This is a genomic window from Salinactinospora qingdaonensis, from assembly GCF_039539445.1.
In the GTDB taxonomy this organism is placed as follows: Bacteria; Actinomycetota; Actinomycetes; order Streptosporangiales; family Streptosporangiaceae; genus Salinactinospora; species Salinactinospora qingdaonensis.
In genome coordinates this window covers 1-20,787 of sequence record NZ_BAABDD010000040.1, presented here as the reverse complement: position 1 = coordinate 20,787, position 20,787 = coordinate 1, and the positions used below count along the sequence as shown (strand labels likewise).

The window sequence follows — 20,787 nt, the reverse complement described above, 5'->3', positions numbered from 1 at the left end:
GCCCGCGCCGCTGGGTGGGCGGTCGCGGGGCCGGGGGCAGGACTGGCGATCCCACCGATGCGTGCCGTGGCGCTGCTGTCCGAGACTGCTCGGTGTTAGGTGCAGCGACACACAGCGACAGGGGCGGCGCCGCAACGGCCGGAACGCCGGTTCGGGGCCGCCGGCGCGAGGAGAGCGATCAATGACTGAGGCGGCCGTCCGGATCTACGACATCATGGCCTGCAACGTGTACTGGGATTTCGAGTCTCCGCTACAGCGCGAACAGCACAAGTTCCTCGTCTCCTTCTACCCCACCGAGGTGGCCACCCCGGAGTTGATCCAGCGGATCGTGGCACGCGGCCCCCAGGGCTACGAGGTGGAGATCAGCAACCAGAGGTTCACCCCGAGCAATACCGACGGCTATATCTACGATCGCACCCTCAACTACTACTGGTACATGCTGAACCTGCCCACCGGCTACCTGCCGGAGGGGGAGTACACCATCGAGGTCACCTGCACCAACGGCGAGGTGCTGCGCAAGTCGCGGGTGCAGCGCGACGCGCCCTCCCAAGCGCTGATCTCGGCCTACACCGAACACCGCGACACCATCGTGGACTCCTTCTCCCCGGCCAAGTCGGAGCAGTTGCCCGCGGGGACCTCCCTGGAGAATCTGCGGTGCCAGTGGTCGACGCTGCGCGACCTGGGCGGCCCGGACGCTTTCTATATTTACCGCCTTTCCCAAGGGCGGTCTGCGCGGGAGTTCGACACCCAAAACCTCACCTGGTGGGACAACATCTTCATCCAGCGCGCGCACGGGAACCCCGAGGCCGGGCACAACCGTGGCGAGGTCACCGTAGGCGCCCCCTTGCGGCCCGCGACGCCCTACGCCTACTTCGTTGAGGTCACCGACGCCAACGCCCAAAGCGAGACCAACATCTGCATCTTCCAACCGCACCAGATGTTCGTCACGCCCTAGGCATGGCCGCCCCGCGGCTGACCCGACGGCGTGGCAACAGCAAGGGGCCCGCCCTGCCGTGCGGGGACGGGGCGGGCCCCTTCCCGGACAGCGTCCCGGGAAAGCCGCGGGTGAGCCAGGCGGAGCATCGGCGTCCGCCCGCTCAGCCGGTCACTGTCGTGGCTGGAGTCGGCAGCCAGCTACGGGGTATCGCATTGCTCTCAGTGAGTGATCCGCCACTTTTGGTCAGTGGCGCCGTCGCACTCCTCCAGCCCGACCGGACTGTTGGTGTTGAGGAACGTCAAGCAGTGGCCATGGAAGCGCTTGTTCTCGAAGATCAGCCGCTGTAGCCGCTGCGGATGGGCCAGCCATTGCTGCCGCTTGTTCTTGCGGTTGCAGGTTTGCAGGGTCAGGAAGTCGTTCCGGGTGGGCCCGGCGGTGATGCACTTGCCGCTTTCCTTGCCCTGGATGGCGACCCGGTCACCCTTGCGGTCGAGTAGTTGCCACAGTTGGTTGTCCGGATCGGTGTTCGGGTGTGCCGTAAAGGACAGGATGACCGTGCCGTCCTTGATGCCGTGTTCCTCGGCGTCGAGCACCTGAGTGGAGTTGGCCGCGCTGGAGATGAAGCGCCACGCGCTCTCGCCGGCGGAGGCCGGTGAGGCGAAGGACAGCAGCCCCAAGGTCGCGGTCGCGATGGCGGTGGCTTTGCGCAGGTGCATGCGATTCTCCTTCCAGAGGTTGGTATGCAGCACCGCGAGCAAGCTAACACTACTTAGAGTAATTAATGAATGATTATTTGTTACGGGGTGTCGCGTGCTTTCTTGTGGCCCAAGGCCAAAACGCCCGCCCGCGGCGTCGCGTGCCACGGGCGGGCGTGGCGGTCCAGAACGGTCAGGGTTAGGCGAGCACAGCCCCGACCGTGAGGGCTACCGGTCTACTGGCAGGGTGAGCCGTTCAGGGTGAACTCCGTGGGTGCGGGGTTGGCCCCATCGAGCGTGCCCTGGAAGCCGAACTGTTGCGTCCCTCCCGGTGAGATGGTGTCGTTCCAGCTCATGTTGGTCGCCGTCACCATCGTGCCCGTTTGGGTGACCTCGGCCTGCCAGCCGTTGGTGATCTGCTGGCCGGCGGTGAAGGACCACTCCAGGCTCCATCCCGTCACCGGCTCCTCACTGGTGTTGGTGATGGTCACCGAGGCAGTGAACCCCGTCCCCCACTGGCTGTCGACCTGGTAGTCCACGGTGCACTGCGCCGCGGGCTCGGGGCCCTCGAACTCGACGCGGTGTAGCTGCCCCGGCAGGTCGTTGGCGAGGTAGAGCTCCCCGGCGGGACCCACACCGAATGTCGTCGTCTGGATCGGCAGCTCTCCGATGCGCGCGGCGGTGTAGGTGCCGTCATCCGCGGCCCGCACGCCCCACGCCGCACCGTTGCAGTAGTCGGTCATCACGTAGGTGCCGTCGGCCAGCTCCGTGAACTCCTCGCCCCGGTAGACGTAGCCGCCGGTCACCGAGCACGCCCCGTCCTCGTGCGGGTAGGAGAACACCGGGTCGGTGTAGTCGGCGTCGCTGGCGCAGCGCTCCTCGTCGAAGACCGTGCTGCCCTCCATGCACGACCAGCCGAAGTTCGTCCCCGCCTCGCCTGCGGCCAGATGGTTGACCTCCTCGATGCTGCCCTGTCCAACGTCGGCGATCCACAGCGAGTCGTCGGCGCTGTCGAAGGAGAAGCGCCAGGCGTTGCGCAGCCCGTAGACCCAGATCTCCGAGCGGGCCTCGGGATCGGAGACGAAGGGGTTGTCCGGCGGCACGCAGTAGTTGTTGTCGCCACAGGTCTGGCTCACGTCCAAGCGCACGATCGTGCCCAGCAGCGTGCTGGGGTCCTGGCCGTTGTCCAGCGGGTCACCGCTGCCACCGCCGTCGCCCAGGCTCCAGTACAGGTAGCCTTCGGGGCCGAAAGCCAGCGCGCCACCGTTGTGGTTGCCGTAGTCGGCGTGCTCCTGGGTCAGCAGGATCTCCTCGCCCGCTGCGGAGACGGGGCTCTGGCTGGGGCTGTCCATCGGGAACCGCGAGAGCGTGAGCGTTCCGTCAGGGGCGCTGGTGTAGGCGACGTAGAGCGCGGGGTCCTGGGCGAAGTCGGATGCCGTGGCGATACCGAGCAGTCCCTGCTCGTTGCCCGAGCTCGTGATCCGGTCGCTGATGTCGAGCAGCGGGTCGGCCGACAGCCCGGTGTCGGCGTGGTAGGCGCGCACCGTCCCGGGCTTTTCGGTGATTAGCATCCGATTGCTGCCATCCTCCGGCGTGACCATGGCCGTGGGGCGGTCGAGGCCGGAAGCGACCTGGGTGGTGGTGACTTCCAGGTCATCGAGGGGGACCTGGGCGGCGCTCGCGGCGTTGGCGACCGCGCCGAACTGGGTGGACAGCCCCAGCACGGCCGCTGCCGCGGCGACCGAGACCCGCCACGCCCATCGGTGTAGCGACATCTTTACTCCTGCTGGTCGGGGTGTTCTCACTCAACACGGCGATCCCCCTCAGAAACATCGTGGTGAGAGTGAATTGTTTTCCCAGAGAGTAAACTGCGGCGATTTTTGTTCGCTACCGTCTGCCGAGGGAAATATCGACCGAAACTGGAGTTAGAAGTCTTAGCTGCTGCGATTTTCCTGGTGAAACGGTTCATTGGCGCTTTTCGTCGCGGTGGTTTCACTGTTCAGATCGGCGGGGTGGGTGCGGCCGATACGTCTGCGGCCCGGACCCCGCACGGGGTCCGGGCCGCAGACGAAACCGTGGCCGGCGTGACCTGCGCGCCTGCGCGTGGCCTCGCTAGCCCTGTCGGGAGCTACTCAACGACAGCACCGGGTGGGCCACCTGGACATTGGCGGCGTCGAAGCTCTGCTTCAGGTGGGCGCGCAGCGCCCGGCCCAGCGCCCACTGCTCGCCCGGCTGCGTTTTGGCCATCACACGCACCGTCATCGCCCCGTCGCCCACACCGACGATGCCGTTGATCTCGGGGCGCTCCATGAGCTTGTCGCTGAACTCGGGGTCCTCGGTGAATTCGCTGATACTGCGCTCGATGACCTCCTTGGCCAGGGAGATGTCCACCGAGTAATCCAGCGGGAAGTCGATGATGGCGTTGGCCCAGTCCTGGTTCATGTTGCACACCCGCGTGATCTCGCCGTTGCGGATGTACCACAGCCCGCCGCTGAGATCGCGCACCTTGGTGATACGCAGCCCCACCTCTTCGACGGTGCCCACCGCGTCTCCCACGTCGACGACGTCCCCCACGCCGTACTGGTCCTCGATCATCATGAACGTGCCCGACAGGAAGTCTTGGACCAGCGCTTGGGCCCCGAAGCCGATCGCCAGGCCAAGGACACCGGCGCTGGCCAGGATCGGCCCGAGGTTGATGCCGAACTCGGCCAGCAGCATCATGAACGCCACACCGAAGATGACGAACGAGGCGATACTGCGCAGCACCGAGCTCAGCGTCTGCGCACGCGCCTGTTGCCGATTCGCCTTCGACTCTTTGCCGTCGCCCAGGACCCCTACCGCCCCAGCCATCTTGCTCATCCGCTGGTGGGAATCGACCATGCGCCGCACCACATGGGTGATGAGCCGGCCCACGATCACCCGCGCGACCAACGCCAGCACGACGATGATGACGATGTTGATCGAGCCTGTGATGAAAGCGCCGGTATTGCTGGTGACCCAGTCGATGAGGGGGCCCGCCTGCACGGCCGAGACGACTCGTTCCGCCGCTAGGGGAGACGGGTTGCTAACAATCGACACGAATCCGTCCTTTTCTCGTTCATATTGCGTGAGCCCCGCGCCCGGCTCGCCCCCTCCACCGGGCGCCGGCCCCCGCACAACCGTCGCGAGGAAACCATCACCGGTGCGGTCGGCCCTTTGTCGCCCGTCATAGTCCCACACCAGATGTTGTGGCGCTAACCAGCAATAACAGCGAAATCTCGCTCATAGCGCCCAATTCGTTCCCATCGCGACAGCGGTAGGGAAAACCTCTGTCACGTCGGGCGAGGACGGGGCCCTCCTCGGGTAGCGGGGGAGTTCGATGTGTTTTCTCCAACCGATAGGGGGCATCTCATGCGAGCCGTGGTCTACCAGGAGCCGTTCCAGGTGGCGGTGCAAGACGTGCCAGATCCGCGCATCGAACACCCCAACGACGTGGTCGTGCGCGTGACCTCGACGTGTATCTGCGGCTCCGACCTGCACATGTACGAGGGAAGGACCGCCGCCGAGCCCGGCATCGTGTTCGGCCACGAGAATATGGGCATCGTCGAGGAGGTCGGTTCCGCGGTCACCGCGGTCCGCGCCGGCGACCGCGTGGTCATGCCGTTCAACGTGGCCTGCGGCTTCTGCCGCAACTGCCAAGCGGGCAACACCGCCTTCTGCCTGACGGTCAACCCCGGAGCCGCCGGTGGCGCCTACGGCTACGTCGCCATGGGACCCTACACCGGCGGTCAGGCCCAATACCTACGCGTACCCTACGCCGACTTCAACTGTCTGGTACTTCCCCCGGGAGATGAGCACGAGACCGACTACGCCATGCTCGCCGACATCTTTCCGACCGGCTACCACGGCTGCGACCTCGCCGGTGTCTCTCCGGGGCAGACGGTCGCCGTCTACGGTGCCGGCCCGGTGGGCCTGATGGCGGCCTACTCGGCGTTCCTGCGCGGCGCCTCGCGGGTCTTCGTGGTCGACCGGGTGCCCGAGCGGCTACGCCTAGCCGAGCAGATCGGAGCTACGCCGATCGACTTCACCGTCGACGATCCAGCCCAGCAGATCCGCGAACTCACCGACGGCGGCCCCGACGCGGGCATCGACGCCGTGGGCTACCAGGCACACGGCTACCACGACCCCGAGCAAGAAGAGCCCGCCACGGTGCTCAACGCGCTCATCCACACCGTCCGGCCCACCGGGGCCCTGGGAGTGCCCGGCCTGTACCTTTCCGCCGACCCCGGCGGGCGCGACGAGCACGCCCAGCAGGGGCGGCTGCTGTTCGAGATCGGCGCCATGTTCGAAAAGGGCCTACGCATGGGTACGGGGCAGGCCAACGTCAAGCGCTACAACCGGCAGTTGCGCGACCTGATCACCGCCGGCCGCGCCACCCCGTCGTTCGTGGTGACCAACGAAGTGACACTGGACCAGGCTCCGATGGCCTACCAGAAGTTCGACCAGCATCTTGAGGGATACACCAAGGTCGTTATCCATCCGTAAGAGGGCGCCGCCCACCAGAGCAGGGGCGCACGCAACGGTGCGAGCCAGTGGCCGCTCCTGCTCTCTCCACCCTCCTCGCGAAAGCCGTCCACGCCCAGCAGCCGCGGCGCGCCCAGAACTGCCCCGCCTGCCCGGCCGCCGCCGGCGGAAGCGGCGTGGCGTGTCCGTGCGCGACTGACGACGGCAGGGCGGCACCGGACAAAACGCTATTCTTGCGACACCACACGTGTATCGCCGTTGCCCCCTTACACGGAATTGAGTGTTCTTTGGTGAGCGCCGCGCTTTTCGTAGGCCCCCCAGCTCAGCCCGACCGATACCGCCTGCTCCACCCCGTAGAGCACGAGGCGGGCACCCGACGCTATCTGGCTGAGGTGACGCTGGCCGAAGGCAACGAAACCGTCACCGTCCAACTGCTCGGCGCTGACGCGCTGGCCGAGCAGAGCCGGTTCACCGAGGTCAGCCAGCGCTGGTACACCCAAGCCGAACTACTGCGCTCGATCACCCACCCCGGCGTGGCGCGGGTGCGCGAGCACTTCGTCGGCGCGCCGCCCCACCCCCAAGACCAGGCACCCGCCACCTCCGAACACGTGTTGTACCTGGTCACCAGCAACGTTGAAGGTGTCGAGCCGCACGCGGCGGTCAGCGGCCACGACCCGCGCGCGGCGTTGCCCTATCTGGAGCAGGCCGCCGGGGTGCTCGATTGGCTGCACTCGGGCGCGGCCACCCCCTCCGGCCAGCCCGTCCTCCACGGCGAGATCTCCCCCAGCGCGTTGGTGATCGGCAGCGAGGGCTACGTCGTACTCACCGCGTTCGGGATGGGCGCTGTCGCCGCCGCGGGCGCGACCACCCGACCCTACGCCGCACCCGGCTACGCCGCGCCCGAGACGGCCGGGGGCCTCGCCTCGCCGGCCGCCGACCGTTACGCCTTCGGGGCCCTCACCTACGCCGTGCTCTCCGGTGAGGCGCCACCCGCCCACCCCGAGGAGCTACGCGCGCGCATGGCCGCGCTGCCGGCCGTGGCCCACGTCGACCCCCAGCGCCGGGAGCGACTGCTGGCGATGGTGAGCCCCGACCCCAGCCAGCGCCCGCCCGCGCTGGAGTGGATTCAACTGCTGAGCGCGCCTACAGCGCCGGCCGCGCCCCCCGCCGCTCCCGCCGGTACGAGCGGCGCCCCACCGTCGCCGGGCAGCCGCGGCCAGCCGGCCGCTGTCCCCCCGCCTTACACCCCCGCCCGTTCCCGCTCCACAGCCCCCCTGGTGATCGGGGCCGCGATACTGGTGACGCTGGCGCTGGTGGTCGCGGCGGGAGCCTCCCTCATGCTCGCCCGGGACCGTGAGGGCGCCGTAGCCGCCCCGCCCGACAGCTCCCAGCCCAGCGCTCTCCGATCCTCGCCGGTACCTTCCACCCCCGCCGACCCCGACAGCGCCCCATCGCCCCCAGCTACAGTCGACCTCGACCAGGTGGTGCAAAACGACGGCAGCGTCGTCATAGCGCAGCAGAGGGACGAGGCGCCGGTGGTCGAACTCTACGTGGACTTCCAGTGCCCCTATTGCGCCCAGTTCCACGCCACCAGCAACGACACGCTGCTGGAACTGGCCGCGCAGGGCGAGGCGATCGTCCACGTGCGCCCGGTCAGTATCTTCGCCGGCCGGCCCGCGCCCACGAGCACCAACTCGCTGCTGGGCGGTGCTGCGGCACGGGCCGCCGCCGAGCACGGCAAGTTCATCGCCTACTACGACACACTCTTCGCCAACCAACCTGCCGAAGGCACCGCCGCGCTCTCCGTCGACCAGCTCAAGCAGTGGGGCAGTGAGGTGGGCATCGACGATCCGGCCTTCGCCGAGCGCATCGACACCGAGAACGCCGCTGTGGAGCAGTTCGTGGGCCAGTACTACCCCGAACTCGTGCAGTTGGCCCAACGCGAGCTCTCCGAAGCCGAACTGGCCAGCATCACGTTGCAGCAACTGATGAGCTGGGGCGGTGAGAACGGCGTTGATGCCTCGTTCCTGGACGGCACCTACACCGGCCAGTTGCTGGCGGCCACCACCGGCGCCTACGAGCGCTACAGCGGCCAACACGCCCTCCAAGGGACCCCGTCGGTCTACATCAACGGCGCGCTGCAAGCCAACAGCATCGACATCTACGCTCCCGAGCAGTTGCGCGCCGCGATCGAAGCGGCCGAACCCGGCGAGGTCACCACCCAGCCCCAGTAGTCACCGCCTCCCCGCCGTGGCGCTTCGGAGCAACGCGCGGTGTGTTTCTATGGGGTGGTCAAGCCGGGGGTGGGGCGCTGGGTTCGTGGGTGGGGCTAGCGCTTGCCCGGGCCTGGAGGGTTTGTTGTTCGCTCGTGCCTCGATCGCTGCGCGATCTCGGCAGCCTCAAAAGGGGCGCCGTGGCTGTGGGCGAGTGGAAAACGACGCCGACGCCCCCGAGGTAGGAGAGCCGCTCCTTGCCCTGCTTCGCGGGAGTCCGTGTCTTCCCTACTCGCTCGGCACCGGGGCTCCTCGATGGAGATCCGGTGCTCGGCGGGCCTGCCCTGGTGACAGGCGCGACGCCCGACTCGGCGCCGGCTGCGCTCGCGAGACGCTACCAAGGGCCACAGGGGTCAGGGCTTGCGCGCGATCCCAGCCCAGTAGTACGTGGCGTTGGGGTTTTCGGGCTCCTCGTCGGGCCGCCAGGCCATCACCGGGACCAAGCCCGGTTCGACCAGCTCCCAGTCGCCGAAGAACCGCTGCACGGCGCTGCGCTCCCGCGGCACCAGGGTGACCTGTGCCTGCGTGGCCGCTTCCACGGCCCTGGCAACCGCCTCCGGATCAAAGTCGGCGCTGGGGTGGGTGAGCGCCATATAGCTGCCGGAAGGCAGGGCATCCATGATTGTGCGGGTCTTTCCCCACGGGTCTTCCTCGTCGTGCAGCAGCATCAAAACCGCGACCATCATGAGCCCCACGGGCTGGTCGAGGTCGAGCACCTTCTGGAGTTCGGGGCTGGACAGGATCTGCTCCGGCTCGCGCACGTCGGCGTGGATGTAGGCGGTTCTGCCCTCGGGACTGCTCGTCATCAGCGCCCGCGCATGGGCGAGCACGATCGGGTCGTTGTCGAGATAGAGCACCCGACTCGCCGGTTCGATCCCCTGGGCGATCTCATGCACGTTTGGGCTCGTCGGGATTCCGGTGCCGATGTCGAGGAACTGGCTCAGTTGCGCCTCGCGCGCCAAATACCGCACTGCCCGACTCACGAAGTCGCGGTTGGCCCGCGCCATCTCCTTCATGTTGGGGATGACTTCCAGGAAGGCCCGTCCTAGCTCCCGGTCGGCGGGAAAGTTGTCTTTACCGCCCAGCCACCAGTCATACATCCGAGCCGAGTGTGCCACGGTCATGTCGATTTCGGGTGGGAAAGCAGCGCTTTCGGGAGTGGGTTTCATCCACTCTGGGGTCTGGCTCATGGGACGGTGTTCAACTCTCCGTGCGTGGATTTGTGCTTTTTGAGAGATCGTAGATTCAATGCCCGTTGTGGGCATAGGGTAATACTTGCGGCGAATCTGACGATCTGTTGTGAGTTACCGAGCGCCGCGGCGTCGTCACCGTTGATCCCACGCATCCCCCCGGCGTGCCCGCAGCCCGTCCGTGCCCCGCGGGAACCTAGAGCCGCTCGACCTCGGTGAGATCGATGTCGATGTCGAAAGGCTGAGTGAGCTTGAGCCGGTCATGGTGGATGCCCGTCAGCGCGTAGGCGCGCGTGGCGGGATCGAGCTCGTAGACGTAGACCACGGCCGCCCCTGAACGGTTCTCCACCCGCCAGAAATGGGTGATGCCGGCCTTGGCGTACAACTGCGGCTTGCGCTCCCGGTCACGCTCGTCCGATTCCGGCGAGACCACCTCCACCACCAGTTCCACCGCCTCGGGCCGGTAGGAGGTCTCCTCCGTTCCGCCTGCGGCATCGGCATGGATCACGAGCAGGTCAGGCTCGGGGCGCTGCCGTTTGCCCAGGATCACGCTCATCTCTCGCCGCACCCGAAGATCCCGCGGCACCATCCGACGCAGTCCAGCTTCCAGGACAAACATCATCAGTGTGTGAAACGCCTTTCGCGGGCTCACGAGTACAAGGCTCCCGTCGATGAGTTCGGTGTGCGGCGGGAGGTTGGGCAGCCGGTCGAGGTCCTCGGCGGTGAACCCCTCAGGCGGCGGTACGAGCCATTCCGGAACCGACTGGACGCTGGCGTCCTCTTCGCTGCGTGCGGCCTGCATGTCCCGCTCCCTGCTCTCGGACTTCGCTCCCAGCCTAGCGCTCGGCGCCCACACCGCCCGCTGCGCCGACGCCCACCTGCCCGGCGGCCCCACCGGGATCGAGGCCCCAGCCGGTCCAGGGGCGGCTGCCCGCGAACAGCGTCATACGTGGCGCCGCCACCAGCCCCCGCGCCCTCAGGAGGCGCACACCCTCGACGCCTGCGGTCACGACGTCACTCCTTGCCCACCGCCGCCGCCAGGCGCCCGCGGAGCAGGCCGCGGGAGAGCGCGCCGGTGACAGCAGCCATGGACGCGCCCGTGACAGACGGACCCGAGTCGAAAGCCTCGGAACTCAACTAGGGCGGGTGACACCGCTATCGGCCTCGAAGCGCACCACGATCGACTTGGAGGTGGGAGTGTTGCTGGTCTCGGCGGTGGAGTCCAGCGGCACCAGCACGTTGGTCTCGGGGTAGTAGGCCGCCGCACAGCCGCGAGCCGTGGGATAGTACACGACCTTGAAGTGCGGGGCGCGCCGATCCACTCCGTCGTTCCACTCGCTGACCAGATCGGTGTAGCTACCTTCAGCCAACCCTAAGTGGGCGGCGTCGTCGGGGTGGACCAGCACGACCCGCCGCCCGTCGTGCACGCCCCGGTAGCGGTCGTCGAGGCCGTAGATCGTGGTGTTGAACTGGTCGTGGGAGCGGATCGTCTGCAACAGCAGCCGCCCCTCGGGCACCTGGGGTGCGGTCATCTCGTTGACGGTGAAGTTGGCCTTGCCCGTGGCGGTAGGGAAGCGGCGGTCGTCACGCGGGGCGTGCGGCAGTGTGAAACCCCCCGGCCGGCGCGCTCGGGCGTTGAACGCCGCAAAGCCCGGCACCACCCGCTCGATCCGCTCGCGGATCGTGTCGTAGTCGGCGCTGAACTCCTGCCACGGCACCGGGTCGTCGGCCCCGAACACCCGCTGAGCCAAGCCGGTGACGATATCGACCTCGGAGCGCATCTGCGACGACAGCGGCTTGGCGCGCCCCCGCGAAGCGTGTACCACCCCCATCGAATCCTCGACCGTGACGAACCGTTCGCTGCCATCGGCGGCCAGGTCGCGGTCGGTGCGCCCCAGAGCGGGCAGGATCAACGCGCGGGCGCCGGTGACCGCGTGGGAGCGGTTGAGCTTGGTCGAAACGTGCACCGTCAGCCGGCACCGCCGCATAGCGTCCTCAGTGACGGCGGTGTCGGGCGTGGCCGAGACGAAGTTGCCGCCCATCGCGAAGAACACCCGCACCGCGCCCTCGCGCATCGCCTGGATCGCGCGCACCGTGTCGTAGCCGTGCTCGCGCGGCGGCTCGAACCCGAACTCCGCACCCAGCGCGTCCAAGAACGCCGGGGCGGGCCGCTCGACGATCCCCATCGTGCGGTCGCCCTGCACGTTGCTGTGCCCGCGCACCGGGCACACGCCCGCGCCGGCCCGTCCCACGTTGCCGCGCAGCAGCAGAAAGTTCACGACCTCGCGGATCGTGGGCACCGCATGGCGGTGCTGGGTCAGCCCCATCGCCCAGCACACCACGATGCGGTCGGCCGCGCGCACCATCGCCAGCGCCTGCTCGATCCGCTCGCGCGACAGCCCGGTGGCCGTGCCCACCTCAGCCCAAAACGCCGCTTCGTCGGCTGCGAGCAGCCCCCCGGCGAACTCCGCGAAACCGTGGGTGTGGGCGTCGATGAACTCCCGATCGATGGCACCGTCGTCGCCCTCGCGGGCGGCCTGGAGCAGCAGCCGGTTCAAGGCGCTGAACAGCGCCAGGTCACCGCCGACCCGGATCTGGAGGAACAGGTCGGTCAGCTCGGTGCCGCCGCCCACCAGGCCGCGCGCGCTCTGGGGGTTCTTGAACCGCCGCATTCCCGCCTCGGGTAGCGGGTTGACCGTCATGATCGCCGTGCCGGCGCGTTTGGCTCGTTCCAGCGCGGTCAGCATCCGCGGGTGGTTGGTTCCCGGGTTCTGGCCGGCCACGATGATGAGGTCGGCCTGCTGGAGGTCGTCGAGCACCACGCTGCCCTTGCCCACCCCCAACGTCTCGGTCAGCGCCGATCCGGAGGACTCGTGGCACATGTTGGAGCAGTCGGGCAGGTTGTTGGTGCCCAGGCGCCGTGCGAAAAGCTGGTAGAGGAACGCGGCCTCGTTGCTGGTGCGGCCGGAGGTGTAGAAGACGGCCTCGTCGGGGGAATCGGCAGCGGTCAGCTCCTCGGCGACCAGATCGAACGCGGCCTCCCACGAGATCGGGGTGTAGTGGGTGGCGCCTTCGGCGAGGTACATCGGTTCGGTCAGCCGGCCCTGCTGGCCCAGCCAGTAGCCCGAGCGCTGCGCGAGGTCGGCTACCGGGTGGGCGGCGAAGAACTCCGGCGGCACCGCGCGCTGGGTGGTTTCCTCGGCGACCGCCTTGGCGCCGTTTTCGCAGAACTCCGCGGTGTGGCGCCGCTCGGGTTCGGGCCAGGCACACCCCGGGCAGTCGAAACCCCCCGCCTGGTTGACGTCGCGCAGCCCTCGCAGGCCGCGTCGGGCGCCGGCCTGCCTGCCGACCACACGCAGGCTGTTGGCGATGGCCGGCAGTCCCACCGCCGACTCTTTGGGCTCTTCGACCCGCGGGTCGTCTTGGCGCGGATCTTCACGTGGCGCGGCAGACATCCAGACACCTCCTGTGCGTCGCCGTTCGCGCTCCAGCCGTGGACCCTCACGCGGGCTGAAGTGCGCCCTGCCCCGAGTATCCCAGCCATAGCCCGAATCGTCTCAGCCGCCGGGCTGCGCGTCCGGCATCCTTACCTCCCGTGCTCCGTACCGTCACGTCAGCGCGAGGTCGTCTGGCTGTCGGCCGGCCGTGACCGGGCCGCCTCTCCCCGAACACTAGATTCGCAACGCCGCTGGCCCGAACGCGCGCCGCAGTTCACCGCTGCCTCCTACCATCGTCAGGGCGGTTTGGGCCCGCCGAAGCTGTCGGGCCCGTGCCCCTCGACCAGCGAGCCGGCACACACCGCTGGCATGCTCGCGCCTTGGACCACGCGCGGGGCGTGACAATCGAATCGATGCGGAGGCACACGCATGTCCCCAGTCCTGGAAGGTCAGTTGGAGCCCCTTTACGCCGAGTTGCTGCGCCGCAACCCCGGTGAAGAGGAGTTCCACCAAGCCGCGCGGGAAGTGTTGGAGACGCTCGGCCCGCTCCTGGCCAAGCGTCCCGAGTTCCTTGAAGCCAAAGTCATCGAGCGCATCTGCGAACCCGAACGCCAACTCATCTTCCGGGTACCGTGGACCGACGACTCCGGCCAGGTACACGTCAACCGCGGTTTCCGAGTCGAGTTCAACAGTGCTCTGGGCCCGTTCAAGGGCGGGCTGCGCTTCCACCCCTCGGTCAATCTGGGCATCGTGAAGTTCCTCGGCTTCGAGCAGATCTTCAAGAACGCGCTCACCGGGATGTCCATCGGCGGAGGCAAAGGCGGCAGCGACTTCGATCCCAAGGGCCGTTCCGCCAACGAGGTGATGCGGTTCTGCCAGTCCTTCATGACCGAGCTCTACCGCCACCTCGGCGAGCACACCGACGTGCCCGCCGGTGACATCGGCGTCGGCGGCCGCGAGATCGGTTACCTCTTCGGCCAGTATCGCCGTATCACCAACCGCTACGAAGCCGGCGTACTCACCGGAAAAGGGCTGGGCTGGGGCGGCTCGCAGGTACGCACCGAGGCCACCGGCTACGGCAGTGTCCTGTTCATCGCCGAAATGCTGCGCGTGCGCGGCGAGGACATGGACGGCCACCGCGTCGCGGTCTCCGGATCGGGAAACGTCGCCCGCCACGCCATCGACAAGGCCCACCAACTCGGCGCCACCGTGATCACCTGCTCCGACTCCAGCGGCTACGTCGTCGATGAGAAAGGCATCGACCTGGAGCTGCTCCACCAGGTCAAGGAGGTCGAGCGCGGTCGCGTGGGCGATTACGTGGAGCGCCGCGGCGGCGCGGCCCGCCTCGTCGAGCAGGGCAGCGTTTGGCAGGTGCCCTGCGACGTGGCCCTACCCGCCGCCACCCAGAACGAGCTGACCGAGTCCGACGCGGTCACGCTGGTGCGCAACGGGGTCACGGCCGTCGCCGAGGGAGCCAACATGCCGACGACACCGGAGGCGGTGCGCGTGCTGCGCGAAGCCGGCGTCGCCTTCGGGCCGGGTAAGGCCGCCAACGCCGGCGGAGTCGCCACGAGCGCACTGGAGATGCGCCAAAACGCCTCCCGGGAGTCCTGGAGCTTCGAGCGCGCCGAAGAGCAGTTGGCCCAGATCATGCGGCACATCCACACGCTGTGCCATGACACCGCCCAGCGCTACGACCGTCCCGGCGATTACGTGGCCGGCGCCAACATCGCCGGCTTCGAGGCGGTCGCTGAGGCGGTGCTGGCCCAAGGCGTCATCTAGCACCCCGCCCTACCGGAGGGTTCCCCGGCGCCGCTCGCGGCGGGGAACCCGCAGCCGGCGCTCGGCCTCACCCCCGGTTCTGCCGTAGGAAAGCGGTGAACTCGACCAGCGAGATCCGGCCGTCGCCGTCGGTGTCGACCGCGCCCACGGCGCGCGCCGCCGCCTCGTCGGTCATCTCCTCACCCATGACCTCCATCAGCCGTTTGAGTTCCCCGGCTGAGATGAGCTGGTCATTGTCGGCGTCGACCAAGTCGAAGGTCGCCGCGTACTCGTTTTCGGGTTGTTCCGCCACCGTGCCGTGCTCTCTGTCGTCTGTCGCTGGGCCGTGCCGGCAGTTGGGCGCCACCGGCCGATCGACACGATACAGCCGCCGCACTAAAGCGGCCTTCCGATCCGCCCGCACGGCCCCTTACCAACCTTTCTGTTTACGCCCTCGTTGCATCGGTCAGCCGTGGAAGTGACGACCCTGGCCACGGCGCGCGCCGTCGGCATCCGAGCCGCAAGGAGGAACGAGATGCCCCACACCCTGGCGCACAAGCTGATCGGATCGCATCTGGTCGAGGGCGAGATGGTGCCTGGGAGCGAGATCGGGCTGCGCATCGACCAGACCCTGACCCAAGACGCCACCGGCACTCTGGTGATGCAAGAACTGGAGGCGTTGGGCCTGGACCGTGCCCGCCCCGACCGCAGCGTGCAATACGTTGACCACAACCTGCTCCAAGCCGACGAGCGCAACGCCGAGGACCACCTGTTCCTCCAGTCGGCCTGCCAACGCTACGGCCTGTGGTTTTCCAAGCCGGGCAACGGCGTTTCCCACCCGACCCACATGCAGCGCTTCGGCGTCCCCGGCGCCACAATGGTCGGCTCCGACTCCCACACCTGCGCCGCCGGCTCCCTGGGGATGCTCGCGATCGGCGTCGGCGGCCTGGACGCGGCCATGGCCATCGCCGGCCACCCGTTGCGCATCCCGATGCCCCAGATTTGGGGGGTGCGGCTGAGCGGGCGGTTGCCGCCGTGGAGCTCGGCCAAGGACGTGATCCTGGAGTTGCTGCGCCGGCACGGCGTCCACGGCGGGCGGGGCCGCGTCATCGAGTACCACGGCCCTGGCGTGGCCACACTCAGCGCCATGGACCGCCACGTCATCGCCAACATGGGCGCAGAACTGGGCGCTACCACCACCGTGTTCCCCGCCGACGCCAACGTGCGCGCATTCCTGCGCGGTGAAGAGCGCGAGAGCGACTTCGTCGAGGTGCTGCCCGATCCCGGCGCCGGCTACGATGTCGCCGACGAGATCGACCTGAGCGCCGTGGAACCGCTCATCGCGGCTCCCTCATCGCCGGGCAACGTCGTCCCCGTGAGCGAGATCGCCGGAGCCGAGGTGAGCCAGGTCGTCATCGGCTCCTCGGCCAACCCTGGCCTGCGCGACTTCGCCATCGCCGCTGCCATGGTCAAGGGCCGCCAGACCCACGACACGGTCAGCTTCGACGTCAACCCCTCCTCGCGCCAGATCCTCGCCGACCTCACCACCATGGGCGCCACTGTCGACCTGATCAACGCCGGCGCCCGCATCCACCAGACCGGCTGCCTGGGCTGCATCGGCATCGGCCAGGCGCCCGCCGTGGGGCACAACTCGCTGCGCACCTTCCCCCGCAACTTCCCGGGGCGTTCCGGAACCAAGGAGGACGCGGTATGGCTGTGCTCGCCTGAGACCGCCGCCGCCTCGGCACTCACCGGCGTCATCACCGACCCTCGCGACCTGGCCGACCGGCTCGACCTCGCCTATCCCCACCTGAAGCTGCCCCAGCGCGCCAGTGTCAACACCGCGATGCTGGCCCCGCCGCCACCCCCCGAGCAGGCCCGGCACACGGAGCTGGTCAAGGGCCCCAACATCTCCTCCCTGCCGGATTTCCCGCCGCTGCCCGACCGGATCGAGGCGCCGGTGCTGCTCAAGGTCGGTGACAACATCTCCACCGACGAGATCTCACCAGCCGGGGCCCGCGCGCTGCCGCTGCGCTCCAACATCCCAGCCTTGGCCGAGTTCACCTTCACCCAGATCGATGAGAGCTACCCGCAGCGGGCACGCGAGCGCGGCGGCGAGTCGGGCCATTTTGTGGTGGGCGGCGACAACTACGGCCAGGGCTCTTCGCGCGAGCACGCGGCCATCGCGCCCCGCCACCTCGGGCTGCGCGCGGTCATCGCCACCTCCTTCGCGCGCATTCACTGGCAAAACCTCGCCAACTTCGGTGTGCTCGCCTTAGAGTTCACCGATCCGGCCGACTACGACCGCATCGACAGGGGCGACGTTCTCGTCCTCGACGACCTGCGCCGCGCGTTGCCCGCTGGTGCCGAACTATTCGTCCGCAACGCCAGCACGGGCGAGAGCTACCAACTGCGCCACAGCCTCTCGCCGCGCCAGGTCGAGTGTGTGCTGGCCGGCGGAGAGATTCCGCTGCTGGCCGCCGGCGCGGACTGAGGAAGCGGGGTGCCGGGTGTGCGACGCCGACCGGAGCGGCCCTTAGGTTCTGGTGGGCGAACGGCTGGGGTGGGGGCTGTGGAGGGTGTTCTTTGTTGGCTCGTGCCTCGATCGCGTCGCGATCGCGCCAGCCCGCGAAGGTGACAGCGGATGTGCTCCTGCCCATCGCCCACTCGCCCCGCTTCCAAAGCACAGAACCTAAGGTCTGTGGTGGGGGCTGTCCGTGGCGAGCGGCGCACGCTCGGGTGAGGAAACCGCCCTCGGCCTGGCGCTGTGGTCACCCGGGGCGCGCTGGCGCCGGACACGAGGTGCACGGAGGGGGAAATGACGAGGGGCCGCCGGGAAGACCCGGCGGCCCCTCGTGACGCTTTGATTAGACGATGCCGCGAACGTCCTCAGCCTGCGGGCCCTTGGGGCCCTGCGTGACGCTGAACTCGACGCGCTGGTTCTCGTCAAGGTTGCGGAAGCCGGTTCCGGCGATGTTGCTGTAGTGGACGAACACGTCGGGGCCGCCGTCATCCTGACTGATGAAGCCGAAGCCCTTTTCGCCGTTGAACCACTTCACGTTTCCCTGCATGATGCGGACTCTCCATCCTGGGATCAGTCCTGGTCCCACACTCTGCGGAACCGTTGGGTGCTGCGAACCTTCCCACTGAGAGAGTGCTCGCCCGGTGAAAACTCCGCGGGCGATCGTGCGATCAAGCGAAATCAAACCTTGCAACCCACAGGTCACTGTAGCACAGTCCGGGCCGCGCGGGTCGTTGGCGCGGCCGTGGCGGGAGGGCGGTGCTCGTTCGCAGTGTGACTCCGTCTTCGTCTTCGCGAGCGGTAGCGGATTCGGTTCTCGCGCTCCGAACGCGGAAAATTTTCCGCTTCCCCGGTTAGGGGCAAGGGTCGGTGGCGGTTGGCCGAGTGCCTTAACCAATCCCTTGGTTAACCGGTTAAGTAATAGTTGCGCACAGTAGTGATGAGATGGCTTCTGGGGGGCTCTCCGTGCAGCGGGTTCCCTGCGGCGGCATGACTCAGCCGGCGCCGTGCCGGCTCTTCATCAGCAGGCAACGGCAGGTCTGGCTGCTGGAGCGGGTCGGCTTCAGCAGTGCGCCGTGGCCTCTGCCGGTGCGTGACAAGAAAGCGCCGTGCCGTACCCATGGCCGGCAATGGAAGCTAACGGCTAGTCGTCCCATCTTTGCCATACTTTGAATCGTTTCAATTTCTGTTCTTCTGTGAGAGACAAGGTGACGTTGCGGGAACATAACGTCGCATTAATCGAGGATTGACGGGGGATGGTGGCTGTGTTTCGCTACTCAGCACTTGTCCACTGGACATGCCGGGGCCAGAGGAGAGCGCCGTAGCAACGCCGGCGCGCCCTTGGCTCACCCCCCTGAAAGCACCCCGAAGAGTGTGCGGAAGATGCGCGAGAGAACTCTGTGCCGGGGAGGGGGTGCGACCGGCAGCGGACTCGTGCAGGGGGACGGCTTGCTACCCGTTCTCAGTCACCCCCTGGGGGCGCCGCGATCTTTGCTGAGGGGGAAGGGACGAAGAATTGCGAAATCGGCTCACGTATATCGCCGGTGCTTTGGCGGTCGCGCTAACGGCCGCGGCGTGTACGGGCAATGGCGGGGGCGACTCCGACGATGACAGTGATGGGGCACAGGCTTACCCGCGCGAAGAGACGCTGTACACCAGCGGGGCCCAGTGGGGGCCGCCCTCCACGTGGAACCCCTTGATGTTGGGCCAGCTCGCCACCGGCACGGTGGGCTTGGTCTATGAGCCGTTGTTCCTCTACGACCCCTTGAAGGGGCAGTATCGCCCCTGGTTGGCCGAGAGCGGTGAGTGGACCGGTGAGGACGTTTACGAGATCACGCTGCGCGAGGGCGTCGAGTGGTCCGACGGCGAGGCGTTCACCGCCGAGGATGTCGTATTCACGACCGAACTGGGCCAGATGGAGACCGTCCACTACCACGACGTGTGGGAGTGGCTGGACAGCGTCGAGGCCGTCGACGAGCACACGGTGCGCTTCACCTTCTCCGACCCCCGCTACCAGGAGTGGGGGCGGTGGATCTACCGCACCTCCATCCTGCCGCACCACCTGTGGGAGGGGCGTTCCGAGGAGGAGGTCACCAGCGGCGCCAACGAAAACCCGGTGGGCACCGGTCCCTATGTCTACGAAGACCATGATCAGGACCGCATGATCTGGGCCAAGCGCGACGGCTGGTGGGCTGAAGAAGCTCTCGGCCTGGAGGTGCAGCCCAACTACGTCATCGACCTGGTCAACTCCAGCAACGAGACCGCGCTCAACCAGGTTATGCAGGGTGACCTCGACCTGAGCAACAACTTCCTGCCCAACATCGCCGAAAAGGGCGGGGACGAGGTGCATACCTACTACTCCGGACCGCCCTACATGCTCTCGGCTAATACGTCGTGGCTGGTCATGAACACCACGAAGCAGCCGATGGACGATGCGCAGTTCCGCAAGGCCATGGCTCACGCCATCGACGTTGACCAGATCGTCAACGGCGTTTACAGCCAACTCGTCCAAAAGGCCAGCCCAACCGGTCTGCTGCCCATGTGGGAGCAGTACATCGACAACAGTCTCGTCGAGCAGATGGGCTTCGGTTACGACCCCGAGCGGGCCAAGGAGTTGCTGGCCGGCGCCGGCTACGAGGACACCAACGACGACGGTTTCGTCGAGAGTCCCGAAGGTGACCCGATCGAGTTGACGCTGATCGTGCCCAGCGGTTGGACCGACTGGATGGAGGCCGCCCGCGTCATCAGCGAGGGCGCCCAAGCCGCAGGCATCAACGTCACCACCGAGTTCCCCGAGCAAAGCGCGCTCATCGAACGACGCAACAGCGGCGACTACGAGATCGTCATCAACAATGAGCGCCAGATGAGCAACTCGCCGTGGACCTACTACGAGTACATGTTCCAGCTCCCGATCAAAGACTCTCAGGACACGGTGAACTTCGGTCGCTACGAGAACGAGGAGGCCTGGGAGCTGGTCGAGGAGCTCAACCGAGTTTCCGTCGACGACACCGAGACCATGCGCGCGATCACCTCGCAGTTGCAGGAGATCCACTTCGAGGAGATGCCGCTGATCCCGCTGTGGTACAACGGCCTGTGGTCGCAGGCCAACGAGTCGACCTGGACCAACTGGCCCTCCGCTCAGGGCGACAGTCATTACATCCCGACCACCTGGAACGGCTACTTCCAGTTGGGAAGCATCCTGATGCTGACCGAGCTCGAACCGGCATCCGAGTAGGACGGGATCACTAAGGCGTCGGTGACGGCCTCCGTCTCTCTTGCCCTTCCGGGGGCGAAAAGAGAGACGGAGGCCTTTTGTCGTCAGGGATGCCGCTCGGGTGCGGCGCTAGATCGTTGATGGGGAATGGTTGTTGCTGGTCAGTGGTCGTAGGCGGTCAGGGAGCGTTTGACGGGGGCGTCGATGAGCCAGTTGTGCCAGATCGCGGCGTTGAGGGCGCAGATGCGCTGGCACA

15 protein-coding genes and 1 pseudogene are annotated in these 20,787 nt (G+C 67.5%); 6 read left to right on the top strand and 10 right to left on the bottom strand.

Annotated features, from left to right (window positions below):
* Positions 1–181: 181 nt before the first annotated feature.
* Entirely contained in the window at positions 182–955 is a 774-nt protein-coding gene (locus tag ABD848_RS22950) for a hypothetical protein (protein ID WP_344976532.1), read from the top strand.
* A 200-nt stretch (positions 956–1,155) separates the two neighbouring features.
* Here ABD848_RS22950 and ABD848_RS22945 read toward each other — a convergent pair whose 3' ends face one another.
* From ABD848_RS22945 to ABD848_RS22935, 3 genes are all read right to left on the bottom strand, one after another.
* The gene (locus ABD848_RS22945) at positions 1,156–1,653 is read right to left on the bottom strand and encodes an RICIN domain-containing protein (RefSeq protein ID WP_344976529.1); all 498 of its coding nucleotides are present in this window, start codon (positions 1,651–1,653) and stop codon (positions 1,156–1,158) included.
* A gap of 215 nt (positions 1,654–1,868) precedes the next feature.
* Positions 1,869–3,407 (bottom strand): PQQ-dependent sugar dehydrogenase, encoded by a 1,539-nt coding sequence (locus tag ABD848_RS22940; protein ID WP_344976526.1) that lies wholly within the window; start codon positions 3,405–3,407, stop codon positions 1,869–1,871.
* A 337-nt stretch (positions 3,408–3,744) separates the two neighbouring features.
* Positions 3,745–4,710: a mechanosensitive ion channel family protein gene (locus ABD848_RS22935; RefSeq protein WP_344976523.1), complete on the bottom strand. Its 966-nt coding sequence runs from the start codon at positions 4,708–4,710 to the stop codon at positions 3,745–3,747.
* Positions 4,711–5,022: 312 nt separating this feature from the next.
* On the opposite strand from ABD848_RS22935, the gene ABD848_RS22930 reads away from it, so the two are divergent.
* Together ABD848_RS22930 and ABD848_RS22925 are read left to right on the top strand one after the other, a co-directional pair.
* Complete coding sequence (locus ABD848_RS22930) at positions 5,023–6,156, top strand: glutathione-independent formaldehyde dehydrogenase (protein ID WP_344976520.1); 1,134 nt, start codon at positions 5,023–5,025, stop codon at positions 6,154–6,156.
* A 269-nt stretch (positions 6,157–6,425) separates the two neighbouring features.
* Positions 6,426–8,369, top strand: a complete 1,944-nt coding sequence (locus ABD848_RS22925) for a thioredoxin domain-containing protein (protein WP_344976519.1) — start codon at positions 6,426–6,428, stop codon at positions 8,367–8,369.
* 392 nt (positions 8,370–8,761) lie between these two features.
* Here the strand turns inward: ABD848_RS22925 and ABD848_RS22920 are convergent, their stop codons facing one another.
* The 4 genes from ABD848_RS22920 to ABD848_RS22905 form a co-directional block, all read right to left on the bottom strand.
* Positions 8,762–9,598 carry an SAM-dependent methyltransferase gene (locus tag ABD848_RS22920; RefSeq protein WP_344976516.1) on the bottom strand — a complete coding sequence of 279 codons (837 nt, stop codon included), beginning with the start codon at positions 9,596–9,598 and terminating at the stop codon, positions 8,762–8,764.
* A gap of 196 nt (positions 9,599–9,794) precedes the next feature.
* The gene (locus ABD848_RS22915) at positions 9,795–10,400 is read right to left on the bottom strand and encodes a Uma2 family endonuclease (protein ID WP_344976512.1); all 606 of its coding nucleotides are present in this window, start codon (positions 10,398–10,400) and stop codon (positions 9,795–9,797) included.
* 34 nt (positions 10,401–10,434) lie between these two features.
* Positions 10,435–10,608 carry a hypothetical protein gene (locus ABD848_RS22910; RefSeq protein WP_344976509.1) on the bottom strand — a complete coding sequence of 58 codons (174 nt, stop codon included), beginning with the start codon at positions 10,606–10,608 and terminating at the stop codon, positions 10,435–10,437.
* Between the two features lie 123 nt (positions 10,609–10,731).
* A complete protein-coding gene (locus ABD848_RS22905) occupies positions 10,732–13,053 on the bottom strand; it encodes an FdhF/YdeP family oxidoreductase (protein ID WP_344976506.1) in 2,322 nt (773 codons plus the stop codon).
* 411 nt (positions 13,054–13,464) lie between these two features.
* On the opposite strand from ABD848_RS22905, the gene gdhA reads away from it, so the two are divergent.
* A complete protein-coding gene (gene gdhA, locus ABD848_RS22900; RefSeq protein WP_344976503.1) occupies positions 13,465–14,817 on the top strand; it encodes an NADP-specific glutamate dehydrogenase in 1,353 nt (450 codons plus the stop codon).
* 67 nt (positions 14,818–14,884) lie between these two features.
* On the opposite strand, the gene ABD848_RS22895 is transcribed toward gdhA, so the two are convergent.
* On the bottom strand, positions 14,885–15,109 hold the full coding sequence (locus ABD848_RS22895) for an EF-hand domain-containing protein (protein WP_344976500.1): 225 nt from the start codon (positions 15,107–15,109) through the stop codon (positions 14,885–14,887).
* Positions 15,110–15,331: 222 nt separating this feature from the next.
* Between ABD848_RS22895 and ABD848_RS22890 the strand changes: the two genes are divergently transcribed.
* Entirely contained in the window at positions 15,332–17,290 is a 1,959-nt protein-coding gene (locus tag ABD848_RS22890) for an aconitate hydratase (RefSeq protein ID WP_344976497.1), read from the top strand.
* A gap of 373 nt (positions 17,291–17,663) precedes the next feature.
* Here ABD848_RS22890 and ABD848_RS22885 read toward each other — a convergent pair whose 3' ends face one another.
* A complete protein-coding gene (locus ABD848_RS22885; protein WP_344976569.1) occupies positions 17,664–17,870 on the bottom strand; it encodes a cold-shock protein in 207 nt (68 codons plus the stop codon).
* Between the two features lie 996 nt (positions 17,871–18,866).
* On the opposite strand from ABD848_RS22885, the gene ABD848_RS22880 reads away from it, so the two are divergent.
* Positions 18,867–20,552 carry an ABC transporter substrate-binding protein gene (locus ABD848_RS22880; RefSeq protein WP_344976494.1) on the top strand — a complete coding sequence of 562 codons (1,686 nt, stop codon included), beginning with the start codon at positions 18,867–18,869 and terminating at the stop codon, positions 20,550–20,552.
* A gap of 140 nt (positions 20,553–20,692) precedes the next feature.
* Here ABD848_RS22880 and ABD848_RS25140 read toward each other — a convergent pair.
* Positions 20,693–20,787: pseudogene (locus ABD848_RS25140) on the bottom strand (IS982 family transposase); the annotation flags it as partial.

Bases quoted from the DNA above. Each gene is read 5' to 3' on its own strand.
- ABD848_RS22950 (WP_344976532.1), top strand. From the start codon at position 182: ATGACTGAGGCGGCCGTCCGGATCTACGACATCATGGCCTGCAACGTG.
- ABD848_RS22945 (WP_344976529.1), bottom strand. From the start codon at position 1,653: ATGCACCTGCGCAAAGCCACCGCCATCGCGACCGCGACCTTGGGGCTG.
- ABD848_RS22940 (WP_344976526.1), bottom strand. From the start codon at position 3,407: ATGTCGCTACACCGATGGGCGTGGCGGGTCTCGGTCGCCGCGGCAGCG.
- ABD848_RS22930 (WP_344976520.1), top strand. From the start codon at position 5,023: ATGCGAGCCGTGGTCTACCAGGAGCCGTTCCAGGTGGCGGTGCAAGAC.
- ABD848_RS22920 (WP_344976516.1), bottom strand. From the start codon at position 9,598: ATGAGCCAGACCCCAGAGTGGATGAAACCCACTCCCGAAAGCGCTGCT.
- ABD848_RS22915 (WP_344976512.1), bottom strand. From the start codon at position 10,400: ATGCAGGCCGCACGCAGCGAAGAGGACGCCAGCGTCCAGTCGGTTCCG.
- ABD848_RS22905 (WP_344976506.1), bottom strand. From the start codon at position 13,053: ATGTCTGCCGCGCCACGTGAAGATCCGCGCCAAGACGACCCGCGGGTC.
- gdhA (WP_344976503.1), top strand. From the start codon at position 13,465: ATGTCCCCAGTCCTGGAAGGTCAGTTGGAGCCCCTTTACGCCGAGTTG.
- ABD848_RS22890 (WP_344976497.1), top strand. From the start codon at position 15,332: ATGCCCCACACCCTGGCGCACAAGCTGATCGGATCGCATCTGGTCGAG.